Below are 22,705 nucleotides of genomic sequence, written 5' to 3'. Positions count from 1 at the left end.
TCAGATTCTTTTGTCGGACCCGGAATTGAATTGATTACGGTTGAGTCTGCGAGCTCCCATTCTTCAAAAACTCGAATAGTTTCAAAAAACCTACAGCGCGTTCCTGCCTGTTTCGGGATTTAGTATGTTTGCGCATCTGGCTTTGTCGGTGATTCGGGTAATGGTTGCCAGTTGTTTTAATTCTACGCATTCGATGTTCACGATCCGTCGCTTTCTTTTTTGTTTTGCCTGTTTGTTATGTTCCCTGGCGTGCGTCGCGCAATGCAATGACTGGGAAAAACTGATCTACTACAAGAACGCCCAGATAGACGACGTGGCACGCGACCCATTCGACAACACGTATGTGGCCGGCAGCTATTACATTGATGACTTCACGATCGGGCCCTATACGTTCCCGGTTTCAACGGATGGAAACGGGGCGTTCATAGCCAAGTTCGACAAGAACTTTTCGCTTGTGTGGGCCAAGAATCCGACCGCTCCACACATCTACGCTTCCGAGATTGAAGTGGATGCGCAGCACAACATTGTGGTGGCCGGCACATTCTATGGCGGCCCCGCCACCTTTGATTGCATCACCATTCCTAATACAGGCCGTTCCGATATTTTCGTAGTGAACTATTCGAGCGATGGCGTTCCGCTGTGGGCCACGAGCTCCACCGGGGCCGACGACGAGGGACCGTCTGGTCTCACCATTTCGCCCAACGGCAACATCATTCTGGCGTCAACTTTTGTGGAGCGCAGCGGTGTTACACCGGGACTTGGAAGTCCCGATGTCACCATGGGCGGGGTGCCGGTAATAACGGGATCGGCGGTGCAGATTGAAGGGGGCTATGATTCGTTTATCGCGGCCATACGGCCTAATGGCACGGTCGCCTGGACGCAGGGCGTGGGCGGCGATGGCAATGCGTATGATTATATTCTCGATGTTAAAACCGATTCACAGAATAACATTGTGTTTACGGGATATTTCAACTCGCCCGAGATTTCGGTGGATGGTCTGGTGGTTCACAGTTTCACCATATCTGAAAATTTCTTTCTCATGAAGCTTGATGCCGATGGAGACGCGCTCTGGGTTCGCGAAAGTGAAGGTGGTGTGGACCAGGGCGGCTATGGTGTGGCCGTGGATGGCGATGATAACATTTTTGTGTCGGGCCGCTTTTATGATGCGGGCACCCGGTTTGGGCCGATCAGCATTTCGGGTGCGGGCGGTGCAGATGTGTTCGTGGCAAAAATAGATCCCGATGGCAATCCAATCGCGGCGCGTTCCTTTGGCGACACAGCGTTCGATGCGGGCACGCAGGTGGAAGTTGACAGTGAGGGACGCGTGTTGCTGGCAGCCTACTACTACAGCAGCGTGTTGACCATCGGTCCCTATACCTCAACAAAACTGGGCACGGCCAGCGATTCGTTCATTGCCACGTTGTCAAACGATCTGACTACCGTGGAATGTGCCCGCTTTGTGACGGGCACGTCGGACGCCATCTTCTGGAACATCGAACTGGATCGTGGCGACAACGTGTGGGCCATGGTTTTTATGCCGATCCCTGGAGGCACCACCACGATTGGAACAACAGACATCACTGACGATGAGGTCTCGATGGTCATCGCATCATTAGGCATTAATCCGTCGCCCGATGCGGGTGGCTCCACACCACCAACACCGCCTACGAACATTGTTTCGCTGGGGGCCGACGTGACCCTGTGCCCTGGCGAAAAGGTTGTGCTCACGCCCGGCGCGCGTTGCAATGCACAATTTGTGTGGAGCACGGGCAGCAACAACAACACAATTGAAGTTTCGGAGCCCGGCAAATATTGGGTCGATGTTACCTGGCAAGGCAATACCGTGCGTGCTGAAATTGAAATATTCCGTCGCGCGCCTATGGCATTCTCGCTCGGCAACGATCAGCTCATCTGCCCGGGCAGTGCTGTGTCCTGGAATCTTCCTTACTTCGCAGATGCCACCTATCAATGGAATGACGGAAGCACGGCGACAACGAAAACAGTGAGCACGGCAGGTTCTTATTGGGTGAAGGTGTCCAATGCTTGTCAGACGCTGATCGACACGGCGACCGTATCGATCAAACCTACACCGGTTGTCGACCTTGGCGACGACATTGCATTGTGTGCCGGAAAGGACGTGGTGTTGCAGTATGCCGTGGCGCCGGGAGAAACCATTCAATGGTCCGATGGCAACACCAGCGCGGCCATGACCGTAACCGGCGAAGGTGTTTATGGTATTAGCGTTTCGAATGGGTGCACCACTAAAACAGATGTTGTCAAGGTAACGCTGAAGCCGCTGCCGGTGGTTGACCTGGGCGACGATCAGAAGCTATGCGATGGAAAAGCGGTGCAGTTGGCCTACACCGCCAAGCCGGGCGAAACGGTGCAGTGGTCGGATGGCAGCGCGCAGGCAACGTTGCCCATAGAGCAGCCGGGCACCTATGGTGTCGCGGTGACCAACGCCTGCGGCACAACACAAGACGACGTGCTGGTGACCATAAAAGATCCCGGCGACATTATTATTCCCAACGTGATCACACCCAACGGCGACAAAAAGAATGACTACTTCCTGTTGCCCGACAACGTTCAGGATGCTTCCCTGGCCATCTACAACCGCTGGGGAGAACGCGTCTTTGCCACATCGGTCTACGAAAACAACTGGCCGCAAACAACGCTCAGCACGGGCATCTACTTCTATGCGCTGCACGGCAAGTGCATTCCCGATCAAAAAGGGATGATTCATTTGATTCATTAGGATCCGTTCCTTTCGGGAAATCCTGGAGGCTCATCGCGGCGCAACGCATTCCTCATTTTGCATTTATCTTTCCTCAAATCACGGATAAAGGTTTGTGCTGACGCGTAAATAGTGGCGCCACAATTCCTTCAAGGCGATAAAACGTGATACCTTCGGTTAATAAAAAACTACACCCATGAAAGATGAAGGATCTAACCGAAGAAGCTTCCTGCGCAAGGTAGCCGTGTTGACATCTTTGTCGCACGTAAGCCTGGAAGCCTTTTCAAATGCATTGCAACCCGGCCTGGCCGATGCAGGAACAACGGTGTTTGCCGGCGACGAAAAGAAGTTTGTTCCGGTAATGCTTACGCCCTTTACGCCCGATCTGAAAATTGACTACACAGCCCTCACCAAGCTCATCGAATTTTATCGCAACTGCGGTGTGAAAGGTTTCTTTTCAAACTGTCTCAGCAGCGAAATGTATCAGCTTGACCCTGAAGAACGCATTGCCCTGGTGCGCCACGTGGTGAAGCAGGTGAATGGTGCCATGCCCGTGGTGGCTACCGGATCGTTTGGTGAGTCGATCGAAGAACGTGCGGCCTTCACCAAACGGATGTATGATACCGGCGTCAATGCCGTCATTCTCATCACCAGTCACTTTGCCAAGGAAGACGAGAACGACGATGTGTTTAAGAAGAACGTTGAAAAATTTTTGAAACTCACGGGCAATATTCCCCTGGGAACATATGAATGTCCGTCGCCCTACAAGCGCGTGCTCACACCGGCCACGCTCAAGTTTTTGCTTGACACCAACCGGTTTGTCTATCACAAAGACACCAACCTCGACCTGGATAAGGTCAAGGCAAAGCTCGCCGTTGCTAAAGGCAGCAAACTTGAATTTTATGACGCACACACGCCAAACACCATGTATTCGCTGCAAGCGGGCGCAAGGGGCATGTCGGCCATTGCCGGAAATTTTTATCCCGATATTTTTGGCTGGATGTGCAAGAACGTGAACAACCCCGACAAGCAGGAAGATGTGAAGTGGTTGCAGTCGGAGCTTACGCGCGCCGATGCCATCATCTCGAACGTGTATCCGAACAGTGCCAAATATTTTCTTCAGAAACGGGGATTGCCCATCGAGCCGGTTTCCAGAACCACCAAGACCCTGCTTTCGGCATCCGATAAACAAACACTCGATGGCGTTTACGCATCGTTTCTGCAATGGCAGGAGCGGTTGGGGATGCCGGCTAAATTCTAAACTAAAACTCCGCAGATCGCAGGCATGACACGAACGTATAAATGGGGCATACTCGGACCCGGAAAAATTGCCCATCGTTTTGCCGACGCGGTTCGGAATGTTCCCGGCTCGTCCATCTATGCGGTGGCGTCGCGCGATCAGCTTCGGGCCGAAGAGTTTGCGGCGAAGTATAGCGCACGGGTGGTGTATGAAAGCTACCGGTCGCTGGTGGAAGATCCCGCGGTAGACATTGTCTACATTGCCACGCCGCATTCTTTCCACGAAGCCCAGACGCTGCTTTGCCTCGAACACAAGAAGCCCGTGTTGTGCGAAAAGCCCATGACGGTGAACTATGCCAGCGCGTTGAAGATGGTGCAGGCTGCACGTGCCAACAACACGTTTTTGATGGAGGCCATGTGGACCCGTTTCATGCCCGCCACGCTCAAAGTGCTTGAGCTGGTGCAGGCCGGGGCGATCGGCGATGTGAAGTGTGTGCGCGGCGACTTTGGCGATCAGTTTGCGTTCGACCCCACAAGCCGTGTATACGATCTGAAACTTGGTGCCGGCTCCGTTCTCGACATCGGCATCTATCCTTTGTTTCTCATTCTTCTTCTGCTGGGCAAACCCGATCAGATAACGTCGGTGGGTCACCTTGCCGAGACCGGGGCCGACGATCTGGCCAGTGCGTTGCTCTATTACAACAGTGGAAAGATTGGCAGCATGCTTTCGTCAAACATCGTGCACACGCCCATCGCGGCCGAAGTGATTGGCACCGAAGGCACGCTGAGCCTTCATCCTTTCTGGTATGAAACCAAGACCATCTCGCTGCACAAGTTCAATGAACCGCCTGTGCAGATTGATGTAGGCTACAGCGGAAACGGATTTGAGTTTCAGATACAGGAAGTGTTGGCGTGTTTGGATCGCGGTGCAAAAGAAAGCACGTTGATGCCGCTCGACTTCACGCTGTTGCTAAGCCAGACCATGGACGAGATCTGTCGTCAAGTTGGGGTGGCCTATACGCCGCAGCCGCCAAACTGGTGTTGAATCTGCGGTTGGGTCACGTTTTGATGAAACGCCTTTGTGGTTTCGGGATGATGGTCGCGGGCGCTGGGCAACATACCGATTTCGTTTTCCACTTGTATCATGATCACCGTTTGCCGCGCAGCATCTTTTCCCTTCACGTGTTTGAGCAAGGCGCGAAACGCATCGGTGTCGGCTTGAAGATTTTGGCAGCGCTGAAGGGTGAAAGTATTTCCTGTGGCTTTCCGTTTTTGTCATGTGCGCGCGTGTAGGTGTTGTAGTCTTTTTTTAATCCACGCGGGAACATAGCACGAACAATGGCTCCATCAGTTCCGAATACACGGGCGTGAGCACGGTGTTGCAGTGCATGTCGTTCAGCTTCTTCCAGATGGGGCGCATGTAGTTGAGGCTGGACGCGCTGGAATTGCCCCAGCTCTCGGTTCTGAAAGAAGACGCGTTTAGGCCGGGCGTGGTTAGTCGGAATTTTTATGCTGCAAAGCGTCTTTGGCCCGCGAAACCCATCGCGGTGCGTTGTTGATTTCTTTTCGCAGAAGCATATTTAGCTGGGCCGCATGGTGTTGCACATGCCGCATGTTGTAGAGCAGAATTTCGAGTAACGCATAGTTTCGGTTTTCCGCTTCGTTGATCCAGCGTTGATTCACGATTTTCTCTTCGGTCAATCCGCCAATGAGCTGCCTGCATTTTTCGCGGCTGGCTTGCAGATAGTCCAATAATTCTTGTTTGCTATAAATTTGATCGGGCACCACATCGTCGAGGGCTTCGGGGTCTATGGCATCTTCGGATTGGGCGAGGGCGTAGGGTAGGGGGCCTGAAAATTCCTGGTATGGAACGGTGAGATAATAGTCCAGAAAGATCAGGCAGTGATAGGCCATGTAGAAGAATTTTTTGTGGGTGTGCCAGCGTTCGTCGGGCCATTGTGCAATGGCGTTTTCGAGCATGTCGATGCTGGCTCCGAATTGAGTCCACAAACTTTCCCTGATGGCGTTGATCATGCCTTGAAGATATTCTTTGTCGTGTAAATTTTCAAGTACCAATGCCCGATGATAAACACGAAGGGCACCCGGAGTTTCCGGATGCCCTCCGTGTTTGCAGCTCAGGCCAGAGCTTTGCGTGCTTCGCGATCGGGATCGTTTTTCACCACACAGGTGTCGTCCAGGATCATGGTCTCGCCGTTGGTGCTGGTGTAGGTTGGCCAGCGCGGCAGTGTGCCGCCGTTGGGGTTGCCGGTGCGCATGAAGTTTAACAGCGCGTCCGTCATTTTGGTGGAGAGCTTGCGTGGTCGTGCGCCGCCGCCCGTGTGCGTGAGCATGAGGTCGGTGTTCGCGAACCAGAAGCAGATGTCGGCACAGTGAAAGGCGCGCATGCGATTGTCGAACAGCGGTGGCTGCCATCCGAACCAGGCCAGATACACACCCGGTGTTTGTTTCGATTTGGCATCGGCAAGTGCGATTGCGTTTTGCCGGTTGCTGGCAATCATCGACCAGATTTCGATGGGACGTTTGTCGGGGAATGTTTTGGCATAGGCATCCACAATGTCTCCGGTTTTGTCGCCGAAACGATCTTTGAGTTTTGTTTTCACACCGGCCATGTCGATGGTTTCGAGTGTGGCATCGGTGCGGCTTGGTGATTGCTCGTTGAAGGTGGAGCAGATGAGCATGGGCACGTTGGCCGCCGCCGCGGCAGGCTCCCCGTTGTAGGGATGCTGTGGCAGATACGTTCCGTCTACCACGGGAGCAAAACCACCGCCGCCACCAAACATGGGCAGCTTCATGTCTTCACGATATTTGGTGAGGGCCCGTGATGCAAATTCATAATATTGCTTCCAGGGCATTTGCTGCAGCTTGTCCATGTCGTTGTAGGTGAGGCCTGCTTCGGTGAGCACATAGGACGCCAGCTTTTCTGCGTTGGCTTTTTCAACAGCCTTCAACGACGATCCACTCAGCGCCACAGCTTTGTGAAAAAGTCCTTTTGCCGCGGGCATCGCGGTGAGCACGCAAACTTTTGCGCCACCACCCGATTGGCCCATGATGGTGACGTTGCCCGGGTCGCCGCCAAAGTTGACGATGTTGTCGCGCACCCATTCCAGCGCCGCCACACAATCGAGCATGCCCACATTTCCGGAGGCGGCAAACTTTTCGCCTGCGGCGCCAAAGTGTGCGTAGCCCATGGGGCCGAGCCGGTGGTTGATCGACACAAACACGGTGTCGCCTTTGCGCGAAAAGTTTTCGCCGCTGTAGCCATCCTGTTCAATAGCGTTGCCGTTGGTGTAGCCGCCACCGTGAAGCCACACCATCACGGGGCGTTTCTTACCGTCGTTGAGGGCCGGTGTCCACACGTTCAGCTTCAGGCAGTCTTCGCTCACGTCGTCGTAGTTCCAATGGTCTGCGAAGGAAGCGTAGGTGTTTGCGTAGCGCTTCTCCATGTTCTGCGGGGCCGTGTTGCCCCACCACACCGTGGGCAATACTTCGGTCCACGGTTTTGGTTTCTGTGGTGGCATGAAACGGTTGGCGCCCGATGTGTCGGCGCCATAGGGAATGCCGAGATAGGTATGGATGCCGCGAAGGATGAAGCCTTTCACTTTGCCGTTGGTGGTGTTGGCGATGGCGATGTTGTCTCCGATGAATAACACCTGTCCGTCTTTGTCGGCACCGTCGCGGGCAAGCGATGCCATGGCCTGTGGTGCCAGGCCCAGCGCGGCTGCACTGAGGCCGGCGTTCTGAATAAATTTTCTGCGGTTGGTCTTCATGGGCAATGGGGTTTATGCGTGGTGGATCAGAAGCGGGGAGGTGTGCTGGCCGTCACGGCAAGAATGTCTTTGTCGGGGTGGTTGCGTATGGCCGGTACGTTGTCGAACATCATGGTGGCGCCTACGGCTTCGGTATATTTGGGCCATGCGGGCAACCCTTTGTGGTTGGGGTCGCCGGTGGTGGCGAAGTTTATCCACGACTGGCTCATCTTGTCGGCCAGCACATAGGCTTCTTTGCCGCCGCCCGTCATTTCTTCGCAGCGCGCAATGTTGTTCATGGTGAAGGGAATTTCCATGCAGTGCAGGGCTTTGTATTCGCCGTCGAAAATGGGCGACTGCCAGGTGAACAGATACATGTAGACGGGTGCTGTGCCGCTGGCTGCTTTAGCATTGGCTTCGGCCACCATGCCCGGACGGAAAAAGCCGTCGATGTCGGCCAGGTCGCTGGGGCGTGTGTCGTTGGGATAGGACTTTTTCACGGCGGCGATGTAGGCTTCGGTTTTGTCGCCCCATTGTTTTTGCAGGTAGGCTTTCACTTGCTCAGCGGTTCCGGTTCGCAAATCCGGATTCCGGAGGGAGGCCATGAATTCGTTTTTTGTGGAGCCGATCAGCAGGGGAATGTTGGCCGAGAGGGCAAGGGCTTTGGCATCGGTCATCTGGTCCTTCAGGAACTGGCTATCCAACGTTGGCGTCCAACCAAAGCGCAGGCCAAAGCCCACGGGTTTTCCTTCGGCAGCCAGTTGGTCGCGAACTTTCTGAAGCGCTTTGTTGCCCGCGGCCACAAGTTTTTCGTAGGGCACTTTTTCGATGGAGTCGATGCGCGAGGGAATGATGCCCAGCTCGTTCAACACAGCCGAGCCGATGCGCTTCGAAATGAGGTTGTCCTGAAAGTCGGACCACACACCGCTTTGCACAATGGCTTTGTGAAAGAGTCCTTTGGCCTGGGGTGAGCTCATGAGCGTGGACACCTTGCCACCCCCACCCGATTGCCCGAAGATGGTGACGTTGTTGGGATCACCACCAAAGTTTGAGATGTTGTCTTTCACCCATTGCAACGCGGCCACCAGATCGAGGAAGCTGGCGTTGGCAGAGCCTTTATACTTATCGCCATATTCCGACAGATCCAGAAATCCAAGAATGTTAAGTCTGTGATTGACGGACACCAGAATGACATCGCCTTTGCGGCTGATGGCTTCACCATCGTAGGAAGGCAGTTCCTGCGAAGAGCCCGCGGTGTAGCCGCCGCCGTGAATCCAGAACATGACGGGACGTTTCTTACCATCGTTGATGCCGGGTGTCCACACGTTGAGGCGAAGACAGTCTTCGTTGGTGTAGCCCCAGTCGTGGTGAAACAGGAATTCGGTTTCGTCGGCCACTTGTGTGGTGGGGGTGAGCAGGGGGCTCACCGGGCCGTAGGTCATTGAGCTTCGCACGCCGGTCCAGGGCGCTGGTTTTTCGGGGGCCTGGAAGCGCTTGGCCTGTGCATAGGGAATGCCTTTGTAGGTATAGATGCCTTTGTGAATATAGCCGCGCACTTTTCCCGCGTTGGTTTGCACCACGGCAATGTCTTTTCCATTCTGAATGGGCGTGCCCGCATTTTTTTGCGCGCTGGCCTGGAACAGTATAAGAAGGCTTCCAAGGACCACAGCGGTTATCGTTCGTTTCATAGGCTGGACTTTAATGTGTTGGTTATACACAATAATAAAGAAAAATCCAGCATTTCTTCCCTAACCCAAGGTGTTTTCCACAGGCGGCCAGGGCGCTTGTTTTCGTCGGGAAGACCGATGCTTACTTCAGTTTTTGTTTGAAAAAATCAATCGTTCGTGTCCAGGCCAGTTCGGCCGACGCTTTGTCGTAGCGCGGCGTGGTGTCGTTGTGAAAGCCGTGGTTGGCGTTGGCATACATATAGGCCGTGTAGTCTTTTTTGTTTGCTTTAAGAGCGGCTTCATAGGCAGGCCAGCCTTCGTTCACGCGGGTGTCGAGTTCGCCATAGTGGAGCAGGAGCGGGGCATTGATTTTGGGAACATCTTCGGCTGTGGGTTGGCCACCATAGAACGGCACCGCTGCCGACAACGTGGGGATGCGCACGGCCATCATGTTGGCAATCCAGCCGCCAAAGCAGAAGCCCACCACACCGATTTTTCCGTTGCAGTCTTTGTTTGCTTTCAGGTAGTCGTAGGCAGCAATAAAGTCTTCGAGCATTTCATTGCGGTCGCGCTTGCTTTGCAGTTCGCGGCCCTGATCGTCGTTGCCCGGATAGCCGCCCAGCGGCGTGAGCATGTCGGGTGCAATAGTGATGAACCCCGCGAGTGCCGCGCGTCGTGCCACGTCTTCGATGTGGGGATTAAGTCCCCGGTTTTCGTGCACCACTACAATGCCCCCCAGTTTTCCTTTTGCATCGGCAGGCTTCGACAACAACGCCTTGATGGTGCCCGCACCTTTTGGTGATGGATAGGTGATGAACTCTGATTTCAACCGCGGATCGTTGGGGCCGATCTGGATGGCACCCTTATAGTCGGGCATGAGGAAGCTCATGAGCGATGCTACCGTGACGCCGCCCACGGCATAGGTAGAAAGCTTTTGCACAAAGTCACGCCGGTCAATGCGGTTGTGCGCGTAGTCGTCGTATAGGTCGAATACTTCTTGTTTGATGTCTTCTTTTTTTATGGTGCTCATAGGAGATGGGGATTGTTTGGTGATTCAATGTAACACATCAGTTGGAGAGGTCGATGACCGGTGGTGTAAACACGCTGTGATTTTTTTTGTTTGATTCGCGATTTGCGGGTCTTTGAATTTGCAGAGGTCCCGCTTGCTTGACCATTTTAGGATTCGGCGGGTTCGGGATGGCGTCACCCCACCGGTCATGCTGCGTGTTGCAACGTTCGAACGGTGAGCTGTGAGGTCGAACCCATTCTGCTTCGCATGTCTTGCTGCGCGAGTGTTATGCGAATGTTATGCAATGATTCTTCTGGCCATTTTGTAATGCCTGCAAAAATATCTTCACGGTTTTCAGTGAGTGCTTCCTGAAATAGTGTAGCCCACCAGGTGTGCGTTCGCTTTTTTCCAATACACTTCCATCGATGCGATTGTATTTTGTAAACATTCAGGATATCCATCACCTGAATGTTGAATCGTTAGTTTGATTTTTAAAATAAACCCCTCTCTCATGAAAACTATTTTACGAAAAATGCGATGGCTCACGCTTGGCGTGTGGCTGTTTGCCGGGCAGCACGTGGCTGCGCAAAATGGACTTTGGACGTTGAAGGCCGGCCCGGCGCTTGGTCCTGAATTGTCAGGTGCCACAATTCATATTGGCACGAACTACTTTGTGGTGTCGAGTGGCGTGATCTGGTTATTCGACGGCATCACGTCCACCTGGCATATAAAGTCACCGCCCGGGTCGGGCACTATCGGTTTTGCCTTTACGATCGGCAACAAGGTCTACGTGAGTCGTCTTGAATCATACGACCCCCAAAGTCCCAACGATTCAAGGGCATTTTGGGAATACGATGCTGCGCTCGACTCGTGGACGCGCAAAGGAGGTTTCAAGTGCTCGGGAGTGGACGGCCAGGTGAGTTTTGTGTGGAATGGAAAAGGATATGTGGGAACTGGTCGCGCGGGCGGCACGCGCACGTACTCCAACGACTTCTGGATGTATGATCCCGTCGCCAACACCTGGACGGAAGTAGCCTCCATTCCCGGCGTGCCTCGCACACATGGGGTGTCGTTTATCATTGGCGACAAGGCTTATGTTGGTGCCGGTGCAGCGGCCGATTTCACACCGCCATATCCCAATCAAACACCTCCAAGCGATAGCTTGCTACGATCGTTCTATGAATACGACCTGATAAATAATTCGTGGCGGTCCATAAAGAGCCTGCCAGCGGGCATGTACCGGGGAACCGGTTTTAGTATTGGAAACACAGGTTTTGTTGGATTGGGAGATCAGTACAACACGTCCGGTTTGAAGAATGCAACGGTGTATGCCTACGATCCGGGAGCCAATCGCTGGACGGAGAAGAACAAGGCACCAGTAAGTCTGCCGTGGCTGGTAACATTGTGGACTTCCAACAACAAGGCATACGTGAGAAGTGGCAACGGCGCGTATGAGTTCGATCCTCAATTCACACCGCCCGTTACCTGGACGGGCACGGTCGACAACGCCTGGAGCAATCCCGCCAACTGGTCCCCACAACGTGTGCCCACAGCCAACGATGCGGTGATTATTCAACCCACAGCCTATCCGCACTATGTGGCCCTCGACCAATCGACGCAGGTGGGAAGCCTCACCATTCAAAATGGAGCATCGTTAAAAGTAAAAAACGGCGCCACCTTAACGAGTCCCGGCGGCATCACAAACAACGGCTTTCTGTGCGGTGCCACCGGCGCAGTGAATGGCACCATCACCGGCACGCCGCGACAGGACTACCTCATTCCACAAGCGCTGCTCTCGCTTGATTCTGACACCACCTACGAGAACGGCATGCGCAGCACACTCTTCTTTGCCGACAAAGTAAACACCGGCGGCAGGAACGAGGTGGACTATGAATTCTGGGTGAACGACGAACGCATTCAGGGGAACGACAGCAAAGTGTTTTTCACAAACAACATTCACGACCGCGATGTGGTGTATTCGGTGTTGAAAGTTACTGGCCCCGATTGTGTAGCCGAACGTTCAGCGCCGTCTCTACCCATCACGGTGCGGGCCACGCAGTATGTCAACTTCTCACTGCAGCAGGAAGCGTATCTGGGCGACGCGCCCATAGCGTTGGGTTTGGATGGCGCCTTACCGGGACGCGCCCCGGTGTTTGGTAGCGATAACCCCGCAATCGCCAGCGTGGCTGGCTCAACGTTGACCCTACACGCCGAAGGGCAAGTGCAGATCTGGGCATTCCGGCCCGGCAACAAGTTTTTTGCCAAGACCGACACCGTGCGCCAAACATTGACCGTGCTGGACGCCGCCCACACGTTGCACTGGTCGGGCTTCGACAACGTGTGGGAGAACGCCGCCAACTGGACGCCGCACCGCTTGCCTACGGCCACTGACAATCTTGTTTTCCCCGGAGGCAATGTCACGTTCGTGGAAGCATCGCACACCGTGAAAAACGCCTACCTGTTCAACTCTGCGTCGCTCAAGCTCAGGCCGGGCACCACGCTTACCGTGACCGGCGCGATCTACAACGAAGGCTTTGTGTGTCTCGATAACAGTCAGGTGGTGGGCACGCTGGTTCATCGTGGCGCCACGCAGACCATCACACCGGTGGTTACGCTGCAACGCGTTGCCGATGAGATCACCCTCCGCGGTCGCGAAACCTATTTTGGTATTTCGTCTGACTATTCGGGACGCAACATCGTTGATTTTGATATCAAGCTCAATGGCGTGCTGATTGCCGGTGGCGACATTCACGGGGCATCGGTGATGAATGCCGCGCCTGCCGATGTGCTCAGCGGTGCCATGTATGCCCATGGCGTTGAATGTGTGGCCGAGGGACCCACGGCGGCGAATACCGTGCTGGCCGGTCCGTTGCCGCCAAAGTTCCAACCTACGTTAACCTTCGATCCGCTAGCCGATCACAACACCAGCGAAGGGTGGTTTGTGCTCACGGGCCGTCTTGACACGGGCCTGCCTGTGGTGTATGGAAGTTCGAACCCGGTGGTGGCCACGGTGTCGCACGACACGGTGTGGCTGAAGGCAGCAGGCATCGCGCAGATTTCGGCGTCTTATGGCGGGTCGGACTATTTCCTTCCGGTTGCGCCCGTCATTCAAACCTTGACAGTAACCTCGGACGCGTCGTTTGCCGGGGTGGTGAAAAAGTTTACGGCAGGCAAAACAAAAAATGGAAAGGCCATCGATCCCCTTCGCGCCGACGCTTCCAAGGCACTGGGTGCACCGCAGGAAAACGACACCTACAACTTTGTGAGTCTTGGGTTTGGCGGCACGATCACGCTGGAACTGGAACAGCAGCTGTATGACGATGGCACCTACAAACCGGATTTCATTCTGGTGGAAACCAGCTTCGGGCGTGCCGACGAAAAATGTTATAGCGACGCGGGCGTGTTCAACTATCCCGAGTCGGCCGTGGTGCAGGTGTCGCCGGATGGAACGCAATGGCGCAGTTTACCCGATTCGTATTGCCGCACGTCGTTTATCGACATCAGTTCTGTGATTGACGCGGGGTTCCCCTATGTGAAATTCATTCGCGTTAAAGACTTCACCAACAAGGAGCTGTTCGACAACGCTGCCGACGGTTTTGACCTGGACGGCATCATTGTGGGATCCGCCGCGGTGGAAGAGGCTTTTACCCGTTTCACCAACGGTAGGGCTGAGCAAACCGCGAACGTTTGGGACGCCTCCTTCTTTAATCGCTTGCCTAACGAGCCGGAAGAGTTGGGTGCGACATCAACGCTCTATCCCAATCCGGCGCAGGGTGGCAATATTGCCATTGACTATGCGTCGCCGATCGATCAGACCGTGCGCGTTGCTCTGGTGAGCGCCACCGGCAGCCCGGTTCGCGAACGTGGTGTGGCGGTCACTTCCGGGAAGAATACGATTGTTGAAAACATCGATGGCCTGAGCAAAGGTGTTTACTTGGTGCGCATCGTTTCGTCGGGTGCGCTGGTGGTGCACAGGTTTGTGCGGTTGTAGCGAACCGCTACACCGATTAGCAAAGGAACGTGGCACGACAGAGGTCACGTTCTTTTTTTATGTCGTCTTTTTCACGGTAGCGATCGTTGGCAAAATGGTGATGCGTGGCGGTTGATCGATCCATTTGCCCTTTGCGCGCGGTTTTTCTTTGCGGAAAACGGGCGTCTGTCGAAATCTTCAAACGATCCATCTAATATCCTATCGGGCGCATTTCGCCGTAATGACCACGTGTCGATATTACACAATCATTGGAGCCCCCCCAACGTAGCCACCAGATTGGAAGTAGTGAGTTTAATAAATGGAATATTGCTGATGGAAGTGAACAACGAGCTGATCGAGACGCGGCATCCGCGCAAAAGCAAGGGTGTGAAAATCGAAAAGGAGGCCTATACCGCAGTCGCCAATTTTATTCTGCGCCAGATCAAAGACGGCGATGATGTGACGCTGGGAACACTCATTGCTCTGGCCGAAAAGATGCTGTCGATGTATGCAGACGTGCCCTGGCTGGTCTATCATGTGAAGCTTGACCTTGAAGCCCGGGGCTTTATCCGCCTTATTCCATCGCGCGTGCAGCGCAACACGTTTGTGCTTCGGCTCACCGCCGTAGGCAATCGCCATAAAGGACAGCCTTTCAGTTTCTTTCAATAGCGGTTCAAGAGCTAACTATTTTGTGTAGCTGTTGTATTCCTTGTCGGTCACTCGGTCGAGCCACGTCACCACGCCGAGTTGCGTGTTGGTGCTCATGGCGATGTGGGTCATTCCGCTTTCGGCCGATGCGCCGTGCCAGTGTTCGAGGTTTGGAGGGATCCGGATGACGTCGCCTTTTTTGATGATCTCAATGGGCTTGCCGCGTTCCTGATAGTAACCCACGCCCTCGGTAACAATCAGAATTTGTCCGCCGGGATGGAAGTGCCAGTTGTTGCGCGCGCCGCGTTCGAACACTACGTTGCCCACCACCACATTGAATGTTGCGTCGTTGGGCACCAGGGGATGCACCCATGCGTTGCCGGTGAAGTAGTCGGCCGGGGCGGGGTCTCCTTTGGGGAAGGTTGGCTGTTGATTTGTTGTTGGTGTGTCGGTATTCATGATGTTGTGTTGTTCTGTTTGAATGGGTTTCGGCAAGCGTCGCCGGGTTGAACAGTTTTTTTTGAATGCGTTTTCCGTGCCGATGATCGCGGCATCACTTTCCTACACGTTGTTGAAGACTTGCCGGATATCGCGCACCTTGCACGCTGATTTGCGACACGGCGTTGGTGAGGTCGCGCAGGTCTTGTTGGGTGAGTGTGATCTGTTCGGCTTTCATGTTTTCTTCGAGGCGGTGAATTTTGGTGGTGCCGGGAATGGGAACAATCCATGGCTTTTGCGCGAGCACCCACGCCAGCGCGATTTGTGCAGGGGTTGCATTTTTTTGTCGGGCAAAGTCAGATACCATGTCGACCACCACCTGGTTTGCTTTTCTGTTTTCTTCTTCAAAGCGCTGGCTGTTCATGCCCAGCTTTGTTTCTCCTTTTTCGAAACCGAACTTGGTGGCAATCACGACCTGGTCTCGTATGGGCGCGAGGGCTTCGCCCAGCAGTTCTTCGTTCTTGTAGGGGCCATAGGCTTCGGCTGTGTCGAAGAAGGTAACGCCCAGTTCGAACGCCCGGCGGATCACTTTGATGGCGTCTTCTTTATTGGTTTCGGGGCCATAGCCAAAGCTGAGTCCCATGCATCTCAGGCCGAGCGCCGATACTTCAAGTCCGCCGTTTCCAAGTTTACGCTTTTTCATAGTTGCCGTGTCTTTGTTCAGTGATAAGTTAATAAGTCCTGTTGCGGAAAGCTAACAGGAGCATGTGTGAAGCACGCTGTTTGAATGCGATGCCATGCGTCTGACAATGCAAAGGTGGGGACTTGCCATTGGCTGTGACTAACACAATTCAAACAAGATTTTACGAAAATTAAATATTTCTGATCTGCGACGAGCTTCGCCGGGCGTGGATTCCAGGCCGGTCATGCCTAAGTGTGAGGTTGCGCTTTCGCGATGATGAAGCCTGTCCTGATATATTCTCCCGAACGAGAAGTGATTTTCCAAGCCGGATGTTGAAAATATTCCCGGTTTAATTGGATGCCGGACGACCCGGAATGCCACGCTGCCACCTTATCTTGTCCGCTGTTTTGATGGCCTGGTGTGTTGACATGGGCTGTCGTTATTGAATCGAAAAGCAGTCGGAAAAGTATGAGCAACGCAGAGCCCGTTCTACACCAGAAGAAACAATTTGCCAACGTGAATTTCGCGGAGAAGCGGTTGGACAACCGGGAGTTTATTAAATGCGAGTTTGTGAACTGCGACTTTACCAAAAGCGACCTTCGCGGAAACGACTTTGTGGACTGCGTGTTTAAGCAGTGCAACTTTTCGATGGCCCTGGTGGAAGGTGTGGGCTTCAGAGATGCGTCGTTCACCGGCTGCAAAATGCTGGGCATGGATTTTACGCGCTGCAACAAATTTATGTTCTCATTCGAATTTGTGCAGTGTTATCTCGACTATGCTACATTCTATGGCACGAAGCTGAGCAAGACAAAGTTTGTGGAGTGTTCGTTGAAGGAAACCGATTTCACCGAAGCCGATTTGTCGTCGGCCGTATTTGAAAAGTGTGACTTGTTTGGTACCAAATTCCAGAACACCAAGCTTGAGAAAACCGATTTCAGAACAGCGCAAAATTTCGCTATCGACCCAGATGCCAATAAAATGAAACGCACACGATTCTCGGCGTTGAATCTTGCCGGGTTATTGTATAAGCATAGTTTGGATATTGACTATGGTGATTGAGGCAAGGCGTGACCTGACTACACTCACCATCACGTTGATTAATTTAATATCAAAAGCAATCCTGCGAAAGCCTTCCGAAGTGAACAGACTTACGTGCTTCAATTTGTGAGAAGCCTGTAGGCGAGCAGACACACGATGATACCAAACAGACTGGTGTAAATGACCTTGGTATACTTGGCGAGCCAGTTGGGAAGGTAAATGTCGAAATTGTCTTTCGTGGAGTCGGAATACCGGCGGGCCAGCAACGTGAGCGGGCACGTGAGTTTGAAGATGAGAAGAACAACACCTTCCAGCACCACAGCACCCACGCCCAGCCAAACCCACTTGTCGATCCGGTTGGTGATGACGGCAAAGAGCATGTAGAAAAGTATGATGTTGAATCCGACCCAGATGGCGGTGTGCAAAATTTTGATGCGTTCCAGTCTCCAGTCCATAGAGGGCAAAGATACACCGGTGTTTTCATAGTTTAATTTCTCACAATGGTAGGAGTCACGCCGTTCGGACCATACGGTTCGTTTGTGTAGACATAGTGCGGCAGCCGGGCGTAGACATCGCGTGAATGCACCATCATTTTGTTGCCCGAGGGAAGGAGCACGCCAAAATAAGGGACTCGCGATCCGCCGTTGCGGCTTTCGTCGTATCCGTCCATGTACACTCTTGCGCCTTTTTGTTGATAGACCACTCTCAGTTGCGTGTTGGCAAACTGCACAGGCTGTCCTTGTCTTCGGTAGTAGGTAACGGGCACGGACTCGTTGGCCAGAAAGGTGATGGTGCTCAGATCGGGATACGCATTGTTGGCACCGGGCGATGTTCGTGCGGGACCCGTCCACTCGCCGTTGGCCGATATGCCTTCGGCGGGAAACAGCTCCGCCTGAAATGTGGGCAACTCATTGGGATCTGACGACAGCCCCATCACCTCTTTGCGGTCTGTGATGTAGAGCGATGTGGTGGTGATGGGACGGAAGCTGGTGTTGATGTTTGTGGCGATGTGCATGCGGCCGTCGGGCAGACTGTCGATGCTGATGATGGGGCCGGTGATGCTGTCGCGTGTTTCCTCTACGCCATCGGTGAAAAACACAAAAAGAGAATAGAGTGTGAAGGTGTTGTCGTCGTTAAATTTAAGGCTGACGGGAAGCCGATATTCATAACCGTTTCCATCCAGTGTGCCCACCCACTCGGTGTTTTTTATAAAACTTTTGAAGTCGTTTTTGGTGGTGGGATTCACAGGGGTGTCGTCTTTGCAGGAGGCCAACATCAAAAAGACAATGGCGGCAGCATTCAACAGTGGATGTTTCATGGGGGCTTTGTTTAGAGGGTTTCGTTTTTGTGAAACTTGTGTGAACAAAGCAACCTATGTTCGGCGGTCTAATCAATAACCCATTCGGGTAGTGCTGTCGCCGGATTTCAGTTAGGGTTGTGATTGTGGTATGAAGTATTAAATGTGTTTGAGCATTGTGGTCTTTTAACAACGGGGCGCATAGTCCTCTAAAGAGAGGCTATGCTTGGATTGAGGCTTATCGATTCTTTTCCATCCGCAACACCAGGGGTGTATCCTGAATAGAAAAATAGAAAAGGCCATTCACGTTTTTTACATTGAGAATCATGAGGTCGTCGTCGAGTGAGCCTACAAAGACCATGCGTTCTTTGGCTTTGATGTGCCACATTTTGTTGTTGAGGGATTCGAGTTCCTTGAATTCGATGGGTGCGTTGGCGGGTAGCTGCATGACAAAAAAACCGTTTTGCTGGAAGACGAAGCGGGACTGCACCAGGCCACGTTTTGTTTTTTCGACCGCGGCGCTTTCTTCGGCCGGGATGGCTTCGGAATAGGAAACTTCCTTGCACGTCCATGCGCCCACAAGCTCTTCGCGGGTGAACGTTTGGGCCAGCGCCAGGGCCGGGGCGGCGAAACACAATAGGGTAGTGATGATGGTTTTCATGGCACGCTTCAATCAATGGTTTGGGATGAGCGGAGACAACGCACCAAGGTGTTAAAACTTGCGGGGCTTTGAAAGGCACTCTCGACAAACTTGATTTATGGAGGCATAGCTGCATGAGGCGGGAAAAGATATGCCCCGCAGCCAAAGGCGTGATGTTGACAATAATGAAAATCTGTGCTGACGTCCCCTGAATATGTGATGATAAAATTTCGGGGAGGACAATAAATGTTTACGCGGCAATGTTATATCTTGGTTTGAAATCAACAACATCCGGAACAATGCGTGAAAAAGTAGCGTTGCTCATTCTGTTGGCGGCATGCTGTTTTGGCTGCGACAAAGCACCCGATCTGGTGTTGCCGGAGAAATCGGTCGAGGGCCTTAACACGCTTGGGTTCATGGTGAACGACTGTGTGTGGTCTAACTACGGCATCCGGTGCGTGGGCACACGCTGCAACGATAATTTTGTGACGGCCCAGTTGCAGAAGGAAGCTGAGAAACCCTTTGCATTGTCTATCAGTGCCGCCTTCACCGTGAACCGGTTGGGCATCGATCAGCAATTTTTGCTGGAAGCCAACGGCATTACCTCTACCGGTGTGTTTTCGCTCGATTCGCTGGAGGGCGAACAAATGATCTGGGTGGAGAACATGGACGAGAAATATTTTAAGGAATTTGTGCTCACCCGCCAGTCGCACGGCGAATTGGTGATCAATCACTACGACACCCTTTTTGGCATTGTTTCGGGCGAGTTCAACGGCGTGCTTTTTAATCCCCAACGCCCTGCCGAAACCATCACCATCCGCCACGGCCGCTTTGATGCGGAGCTTCAATACAAGCGCTGAGTTTTTTTTACGTTTTCTTTTGTAGTACGGAAAAATGCGGTCATGCATGGACAGCATCAATGCGATGCGTTTCTGACGCGTAGTGTGCTGCGTCCGACGTAACGCGCATGTGCGTGCCAGCGCAGCGACTGGGATTGTAGCTTTTATCGTTGCCTTTGACAGTGCTTTGGGTGTGCTTTAACTGTGCTTAGGATGTGCCTTTACCCTGCCCAGGTCCCGGTGCCGCTACGGAATCAGAACGGTTTCACAACGGAGGATAGGTGCACCAGGATGTGTTCGTGATTCGTTCTGGGCATGACTGCACGAGACCAAATTAAAGTTGAACGGGGAAACTATGGTGCGCTGGTATCTCATGCTATGTTGCAAGAATTGTGCTTTGGTATTCGAGTTTAGATTCAAAGATAATGAAAACAATTCAGGCTACGTGCACGCAAATCCGGCATAGTCAGGTACAATCGGCATAGTTGACTGCACATCGGTGTGAGACAACAGACTATCGCATTGATGACCGTTTGTAACGCAAATTTTGTTTGTTTTTCGAGGGCGGTGCACATATTCCGATTGACGCAGCCATTGACTGTATATTAAATGTTTCTTATCGTGAAACCAATATTCTTCGTAGCCCTGTTCGTGCTGTTGTCGTGCAGCAACCGGAAACCGTTGACCGCTGTGATTGAAAAGGTCGATACTCCAGAACGTGAATCCGTGGATAGCGCTCGGAAAAGCACCGTGGTGTTGGAAGAGTTCTTTGCCGATAGTCTGACGATCGGCATGAAATCGCATAACAAAATTGAATTATCAAAATACAGATCGGCCGATAGTTGCTACGTGATCATTCATTTCTATTCCAGAAAAAACGGCATGTGGACGTTGAAGAATGCGTTTGAATTTTCGAAAGATGGAATTGTGGGGCTCGACACGGAACTGTCGGATTTTAACAATGACGGCTTGAATGACTTGACCTATCGCTCGGCCGTTGCCGCCAGGGGGGCGAACGAGGTGAGACGGCTGTTTATATACGACAAAGCAAAAGACGACCTGGTGCTTATGAAAAACTCGGATGCGTATCCGAACCTGCTCTACAACGAAACACTGCACTGCATCGATGCTTTTCTGGTTTATGGTGGCTCCTCTACTGTGTTTCTGAAAATCAGCGGCGATAGTCTGCGGGAATTTGCCAGTGTCGATTTGTTTGAGGGACTTACGGTGAGCACAATTGACTGGGACGGAACGAGAAACGTCATACGGAGAGACACCGCCAACAAGGAAGGCTACGTGCGTTACAAGAACTACAAGCCACTGCAAGTGCGCGACACCTTTTAACTTCAAATCGAAACGAATACATTGCAGAATATGATTCAACAAGCGAGACCTGTAACATTCCGCACCCAGGTTGAAGTGGTTAGACGCCACTCCGTATTTTTTATCCTGGGCACAGTCTTCACCTTCATTCCTCTTTCATGGATCATTATGTTCACGATCTTCAACTTAGACATGGACATGGGCGCGAAAGACGTTGACTACGACAACATCAACGCCAACGGCAAACAAACCACGCCCACGCTAACCAACATCGAAACACAAGACAACATCGCCATCAACAACAAACACCCGTCAATTCTTACCTATACCTATTCCTCGGAAAACGGCAACACAGAATCAAAATTCAGAACTCTCGCGCCGGATCAAGTAGACCGCATGAAAGTGGGCGATAAAGTCGACGTGAAGTATCTGGGGCAGGAATCGATCATTGTAGGGCTTGATCAATTTGGTTCGCCTACGAAATACATCTATGGTGGCATCACTGTTTTTCTGATTGTGGGCCTTTCATTTTTGATATACCTCTTCTTTCGCGCCAAGCACGAACTGGATCTTTTTCGCTATGGAAAAGTGGTGGATGCCGAATTGATCTCCGTTTCTCCCCGGCGCGGAGGAGCCAAGCAAAGAATGCGCCCCGCGGTGGATGTTCACTACCAATACACCACCAGCTCCGGACAGAAAATTCTGGCCGAATCGTGGACCAATGATTTGCTGGTGTTAAACGGGAAGAAGCATGGGGATGTGATTAAGGTGTTTGTGTCGCCGGTGGATGAGGGGAAGTCGTGTTTGATTCCGAGGTTGGAGGCAGTGAGGAATGGGTGGGGATTGATTGAATTATAACGCCAGATGACCTGAAGGTGCGTGCCATTGAAGTCTGAAGATCGAGTCAGCTATTTTGAGTTTCGTTATTTGGTTAGAAGGGTGTAGTACCATATCATTTCGTTACAACCTTAAAAGATTCAAAAAGTTTTGTAAGTGCTTCATCTTCGGAGGAATTGCTTCCATGGCCATATAGGTTGCGAAGGGAAACTACATAAACTAGATCATCTTTTATGGTGACAAGGACCAATTTAACGAGCTCACATTTTTCGACTAACACTCTGTTGATCGACACATTCTCAAGGTCAATTGAGGCGTTTATTAGCATAGTTTTGTTGTCATTGCTGATATTAATATTACGCACATTAACAGTCATTAATTCCGGATTGGAAAACATTAAAAAGTTGTATGCAATGTTAACGTTGATGCTTTTTTTGTTCTTCAACATGAGATTAGAGGCTGTAAAGTGAACTGTGTCAAAGCGTGAAAAAACACCAACTTTGATACAGAATATGAAAAAGAAAAAGCAAGAGGAATTCAATTTAGAGGAGATCAAGAAAAAAGCCCTGGAGCAGTT

Annotated in this window: 19 protein-coding genes; 9 read left to right on the top strand and 10 right to left on the bottom strand. The window is 52.4% G+C overall.

Annotation, left to right across the window (positions count from 1 at the left end; all coding sequences use genetic code 11):
• Positions 1-193: 193 nt before the first annotated feature.
• From JI741_RS20935 to JI741_RS20925, 3 genes are all read left to right on the top strand, one after another.
• The gene (locus tag JI741_RS20935; protein ID WP_202013114.1) at positions 194-2,755 is read left to right on the top strand and encodes a T9SS type B sorting domain-containing protein; all 2,562 of its coding nucleotides are present in this window, start codon (positions 194-196) and stop codon (positions 2,753-2,755) included.
• Positions 2,756-2,930: 175 nt separating this feature from the next.
• The gene (locus JI741_RS20930; RefSeq protein WP_202013112.1) at positions 2,931-3,995 is read left to right on the top strand and encodes a dihydrodipicolinate synthase family protein; all 1,065 of its coding nucleotides are present in this window, start codon (positions 2,931-2,933) and stop codon (positions 3,993-3,995) included.
• Between the two features lie 24 nt (positions 3,996-4,019).
• Entirely contained in the window at positions 4,020-5,018 is a 999-nt protein-coding gene (locus tag JI741_RS20925; protein WP_202013110.1) for a Gfo/Idh/MocA family protein, read from the top strand.
• Here JI741_RS20925 and JI741_RS20920 read toward each other — a convergent pair.
• The 5 genes from JI741_RS20920 to JI741_RS20900 form a co-directional block, all read right to left on the bottom strand.
• The gene (locus JI741_RS20920) at positions 4,988-5,155 is read right to left on the bottom strand and encodes a hypothetical protein (RefSeq protein ID WP_202013108.1); all 168 of its coding nucleotides are present in this window, start codon (positions 5,153-5,155) and stop codon (positions 4,988-4,990) included. The two genes, JI741_RS20925 and JI741_RS20920, sit on opposite strands and share 31 nt — an antisense overlap.
• A gap of 312 nt (positions 5,156-5,467) precedes the next feature.
• On the bottom strand, positions 5,468-6,007 hold the full coding sequence (locus JI741_RS20915) for a DinB family protein (protein WP_202013107.1): 540 nt from the start codon (positions 6,005-6,007) through the stop codon (positions 5,468-5,470).
• Between the two features lie 101 nt (positions 6,008-6,108).
• Positions 6,109-7,686, bottom strand: coding sequence for a carboxylesterase/lipase family protein (locus JI741_RS20910; protein ID WP_439647553.1), 1,578 nt, complete (start codon positions 7,684-7,686; stop codon positions 6,109-6,111).
• 101 nt (positions 7,687-7,787) lie between these two features.
• Entirely contained in the window at positions 7,788-9,428 is a 1,641-nt protein-coding gene (locus JI741_RS20905) for a carboxylesterase/lipase family protein (protein WP_202013103.1), read from the bottom strand.
• Between the two features lie 121 nt (positions 9,429-9,549).
• Positions 9,550-10,437 carry a dienelactone hydrolase family protein gene (locus tag JI741_RS20900; protein WP_202013102.1) on the bottom strand — a complete coding sequence of 296 codons (888 nt, stop codon included), beginning with the start codon at positions 10,435-10,437 and terminating at the stop codon, positions 9,550-9,552.
• A 490-nt stretch (positions 10,438-10,927) separates the two neighbouring features.
• Here JI741_RS20900 and JI741_RS20895 point away from each other — a divergent pair, with 490 nt between their 5' ends.
• Both JI741_RS20895 and JI741_RS20890 read left to right on the top strand, forming a co-directional pair.
• Complete coding sequence (locus JI741_RS20895) at positions 10,928-14,407, top strand: DUF8693 domain-containing protein (RefSeq protein ID WP_202013100.1); 3,480 nt, start codon at positions 10,928-10,930, stop codon at positions 14,405-14,407.
• Between the two features lie 285 nt (positions 14,408-14,692).
• A complete protein-coding gene (locus JI741_RS20890) occupies positions 14,693-15,055 on the top strand; it encodes a DUF6958 family protein (RefSeq protein WP_202013098.1) in 363 nt (120 codons plus the stop codon).
• A gap of 15 nt (positions 15,056-15,070) precedes the next feature.
• Here JI741_RS20890 and JI741_RS20885 read toward each other — a convergent pair whose 3' ends face one another.
• Together JI741_RS20885 and JI741_RS20880 are read right to left on the bottom strand one after the other, a co-directional pair.
• Positions 15,071-15,529: a (R)-mandelonitrile lyase gene (locus JI741_RS20885; RefSeq protein ID WP_236676206.1), complete on the bottom strand. Its 459-nt coding sequence runs from the start codon at positions 15,527-15,529 to the stop codon at positions 15,071-15,073.
• 58 nt (positions 15,530-15,587) lie between these two features.
• Positions 15,588-16,175 (bottom strand): aldo/keto reductase, encoded by a 588-nt coding sequence (locus JI741_RS20880; RefSeq protein ID WP_202013096.1) that lies wholly within the window; start codon positions 16,173-16,175, stop codon positions 15,588-15,590.
• A gap of 447 nt (positions 16,176-16,622) precedes the next feature.
• Here JI741_RS20880 and JI741_RS20875 point away from each other — a divergent pair, with 447 nt between their 5' ends.
• Entirely contained in the window at positions 16,623-17,213 is a 591-nt protein-coding gene (locus JI741_RS20875) for a pentapeptide repeat-containing protein (RefSeq protein WP_202013095.1), read from the top strand.
• Positions 17,214-17,311: 98 nt separating this feature from the next.
• Here JI741_RS20875 and JI741_RS20870 read toward each other — a convergent pair whose 3' ends face one another.
• The 3 genes from JI741_RS20870 to JI741_RS20860 all read right to left on the bottom strand — a co-directional run bounded on the left by JI741_RS20870 (position 17,312) and on the right by JI741_RS20860 (position 19,150).
• Positions 17,312-17,647, bottom strand: coding sequence for a hypothetical protein (locus tag JI741_RS20870; protein WP_202013093.1), 336 nt, complete (start codon positions 17,645-17,647; stop codon positions 17,312-17,314).
• Positions 17,648-17,679: 32 nt separating this feature from the next.
• Positions 17,680-18,510 carry a hypothetical protein gene (locus tag JI741_RS20865; RefSeq protein ID WP_202013091.1) on the bottom strand — a complete coding sequence of 277 codons (831 nt, stop codon included), beginning with the start codon at positions 18,508-18,510 and terminating at the stop codon, positions 17,680-17,682.
• A 217-nt stretch (positions 18,511-18,727) separates the two neighbouring features.
• Positions 18,728-19,150, bottom strand: coding sequence for a hypothetical protein (locus tag JI741_RS20860; protein WP_202013089.1), 423 nt, complete (start codon positions 19,148-19,150; stop codon positions 18,728-18,730).
• A gap of 278 nt (positions 19,151-19,428) precedes the next feature.
• Here JI741_RS20860 and JI741_RS20855 point away from each other — a divergent pair, with 278 nt between their 5' ends.
• From JI741_RS20855 to JI741_RS20845, 3 genes are all read left to right on the top strand, one after another.
• The gene (locus tag JI741_RS20855) at positions 19,429-19,989 is read left to right on the top strand and encodes a Riean_0653 family protein (protein ID WP_202013087.1); all 561 of its coding nucleotides are present in this window, start codon (positions 19,429-19,431) and stop codon (positions 19,987-19,989) included.
• Positions 19,990-20,589: 600 nt separating this feature from the next.
• On the top strand, positions 20,590-21,312 hold the full coding sequence (locus JI741_RS20850) for a hypothetical protein (protein ID WP_202013085.1): 723 nt from the start codon (positions 20,590-20,592) through the stop codon (positions 21,310-21,312).
• A gap of 30 nt (positions 21,313-21,342) precedes the next feature.
• Positions 21,343-22,149 (top strand): hypothetical protein, encoded by an 807-nt coding sequence (locus JI741_RS20845; protein WP_202013083.1) that lies wholly within the window; start codon positions 21,343-21,345, stop codon positions 22,147-22,149.
• Positions 22,150-22,705 lie beyond the last annotated feature (556 nt).

Origin of the sequence: Chryseolinea lacunae (assembly GCF_016735595.1) — a bacterium.
Lineage (GTDB): Bacteria > Bacteroidota > Bacteroidia > Cytophagales > Cyclobacteriaceae > Chryseolinea > Chryseolinea lacunae.
Note: the sequence above shows the minus strand (reverse complement) of the source record. Positions and strands in the feature narration are given on the sequence as shown.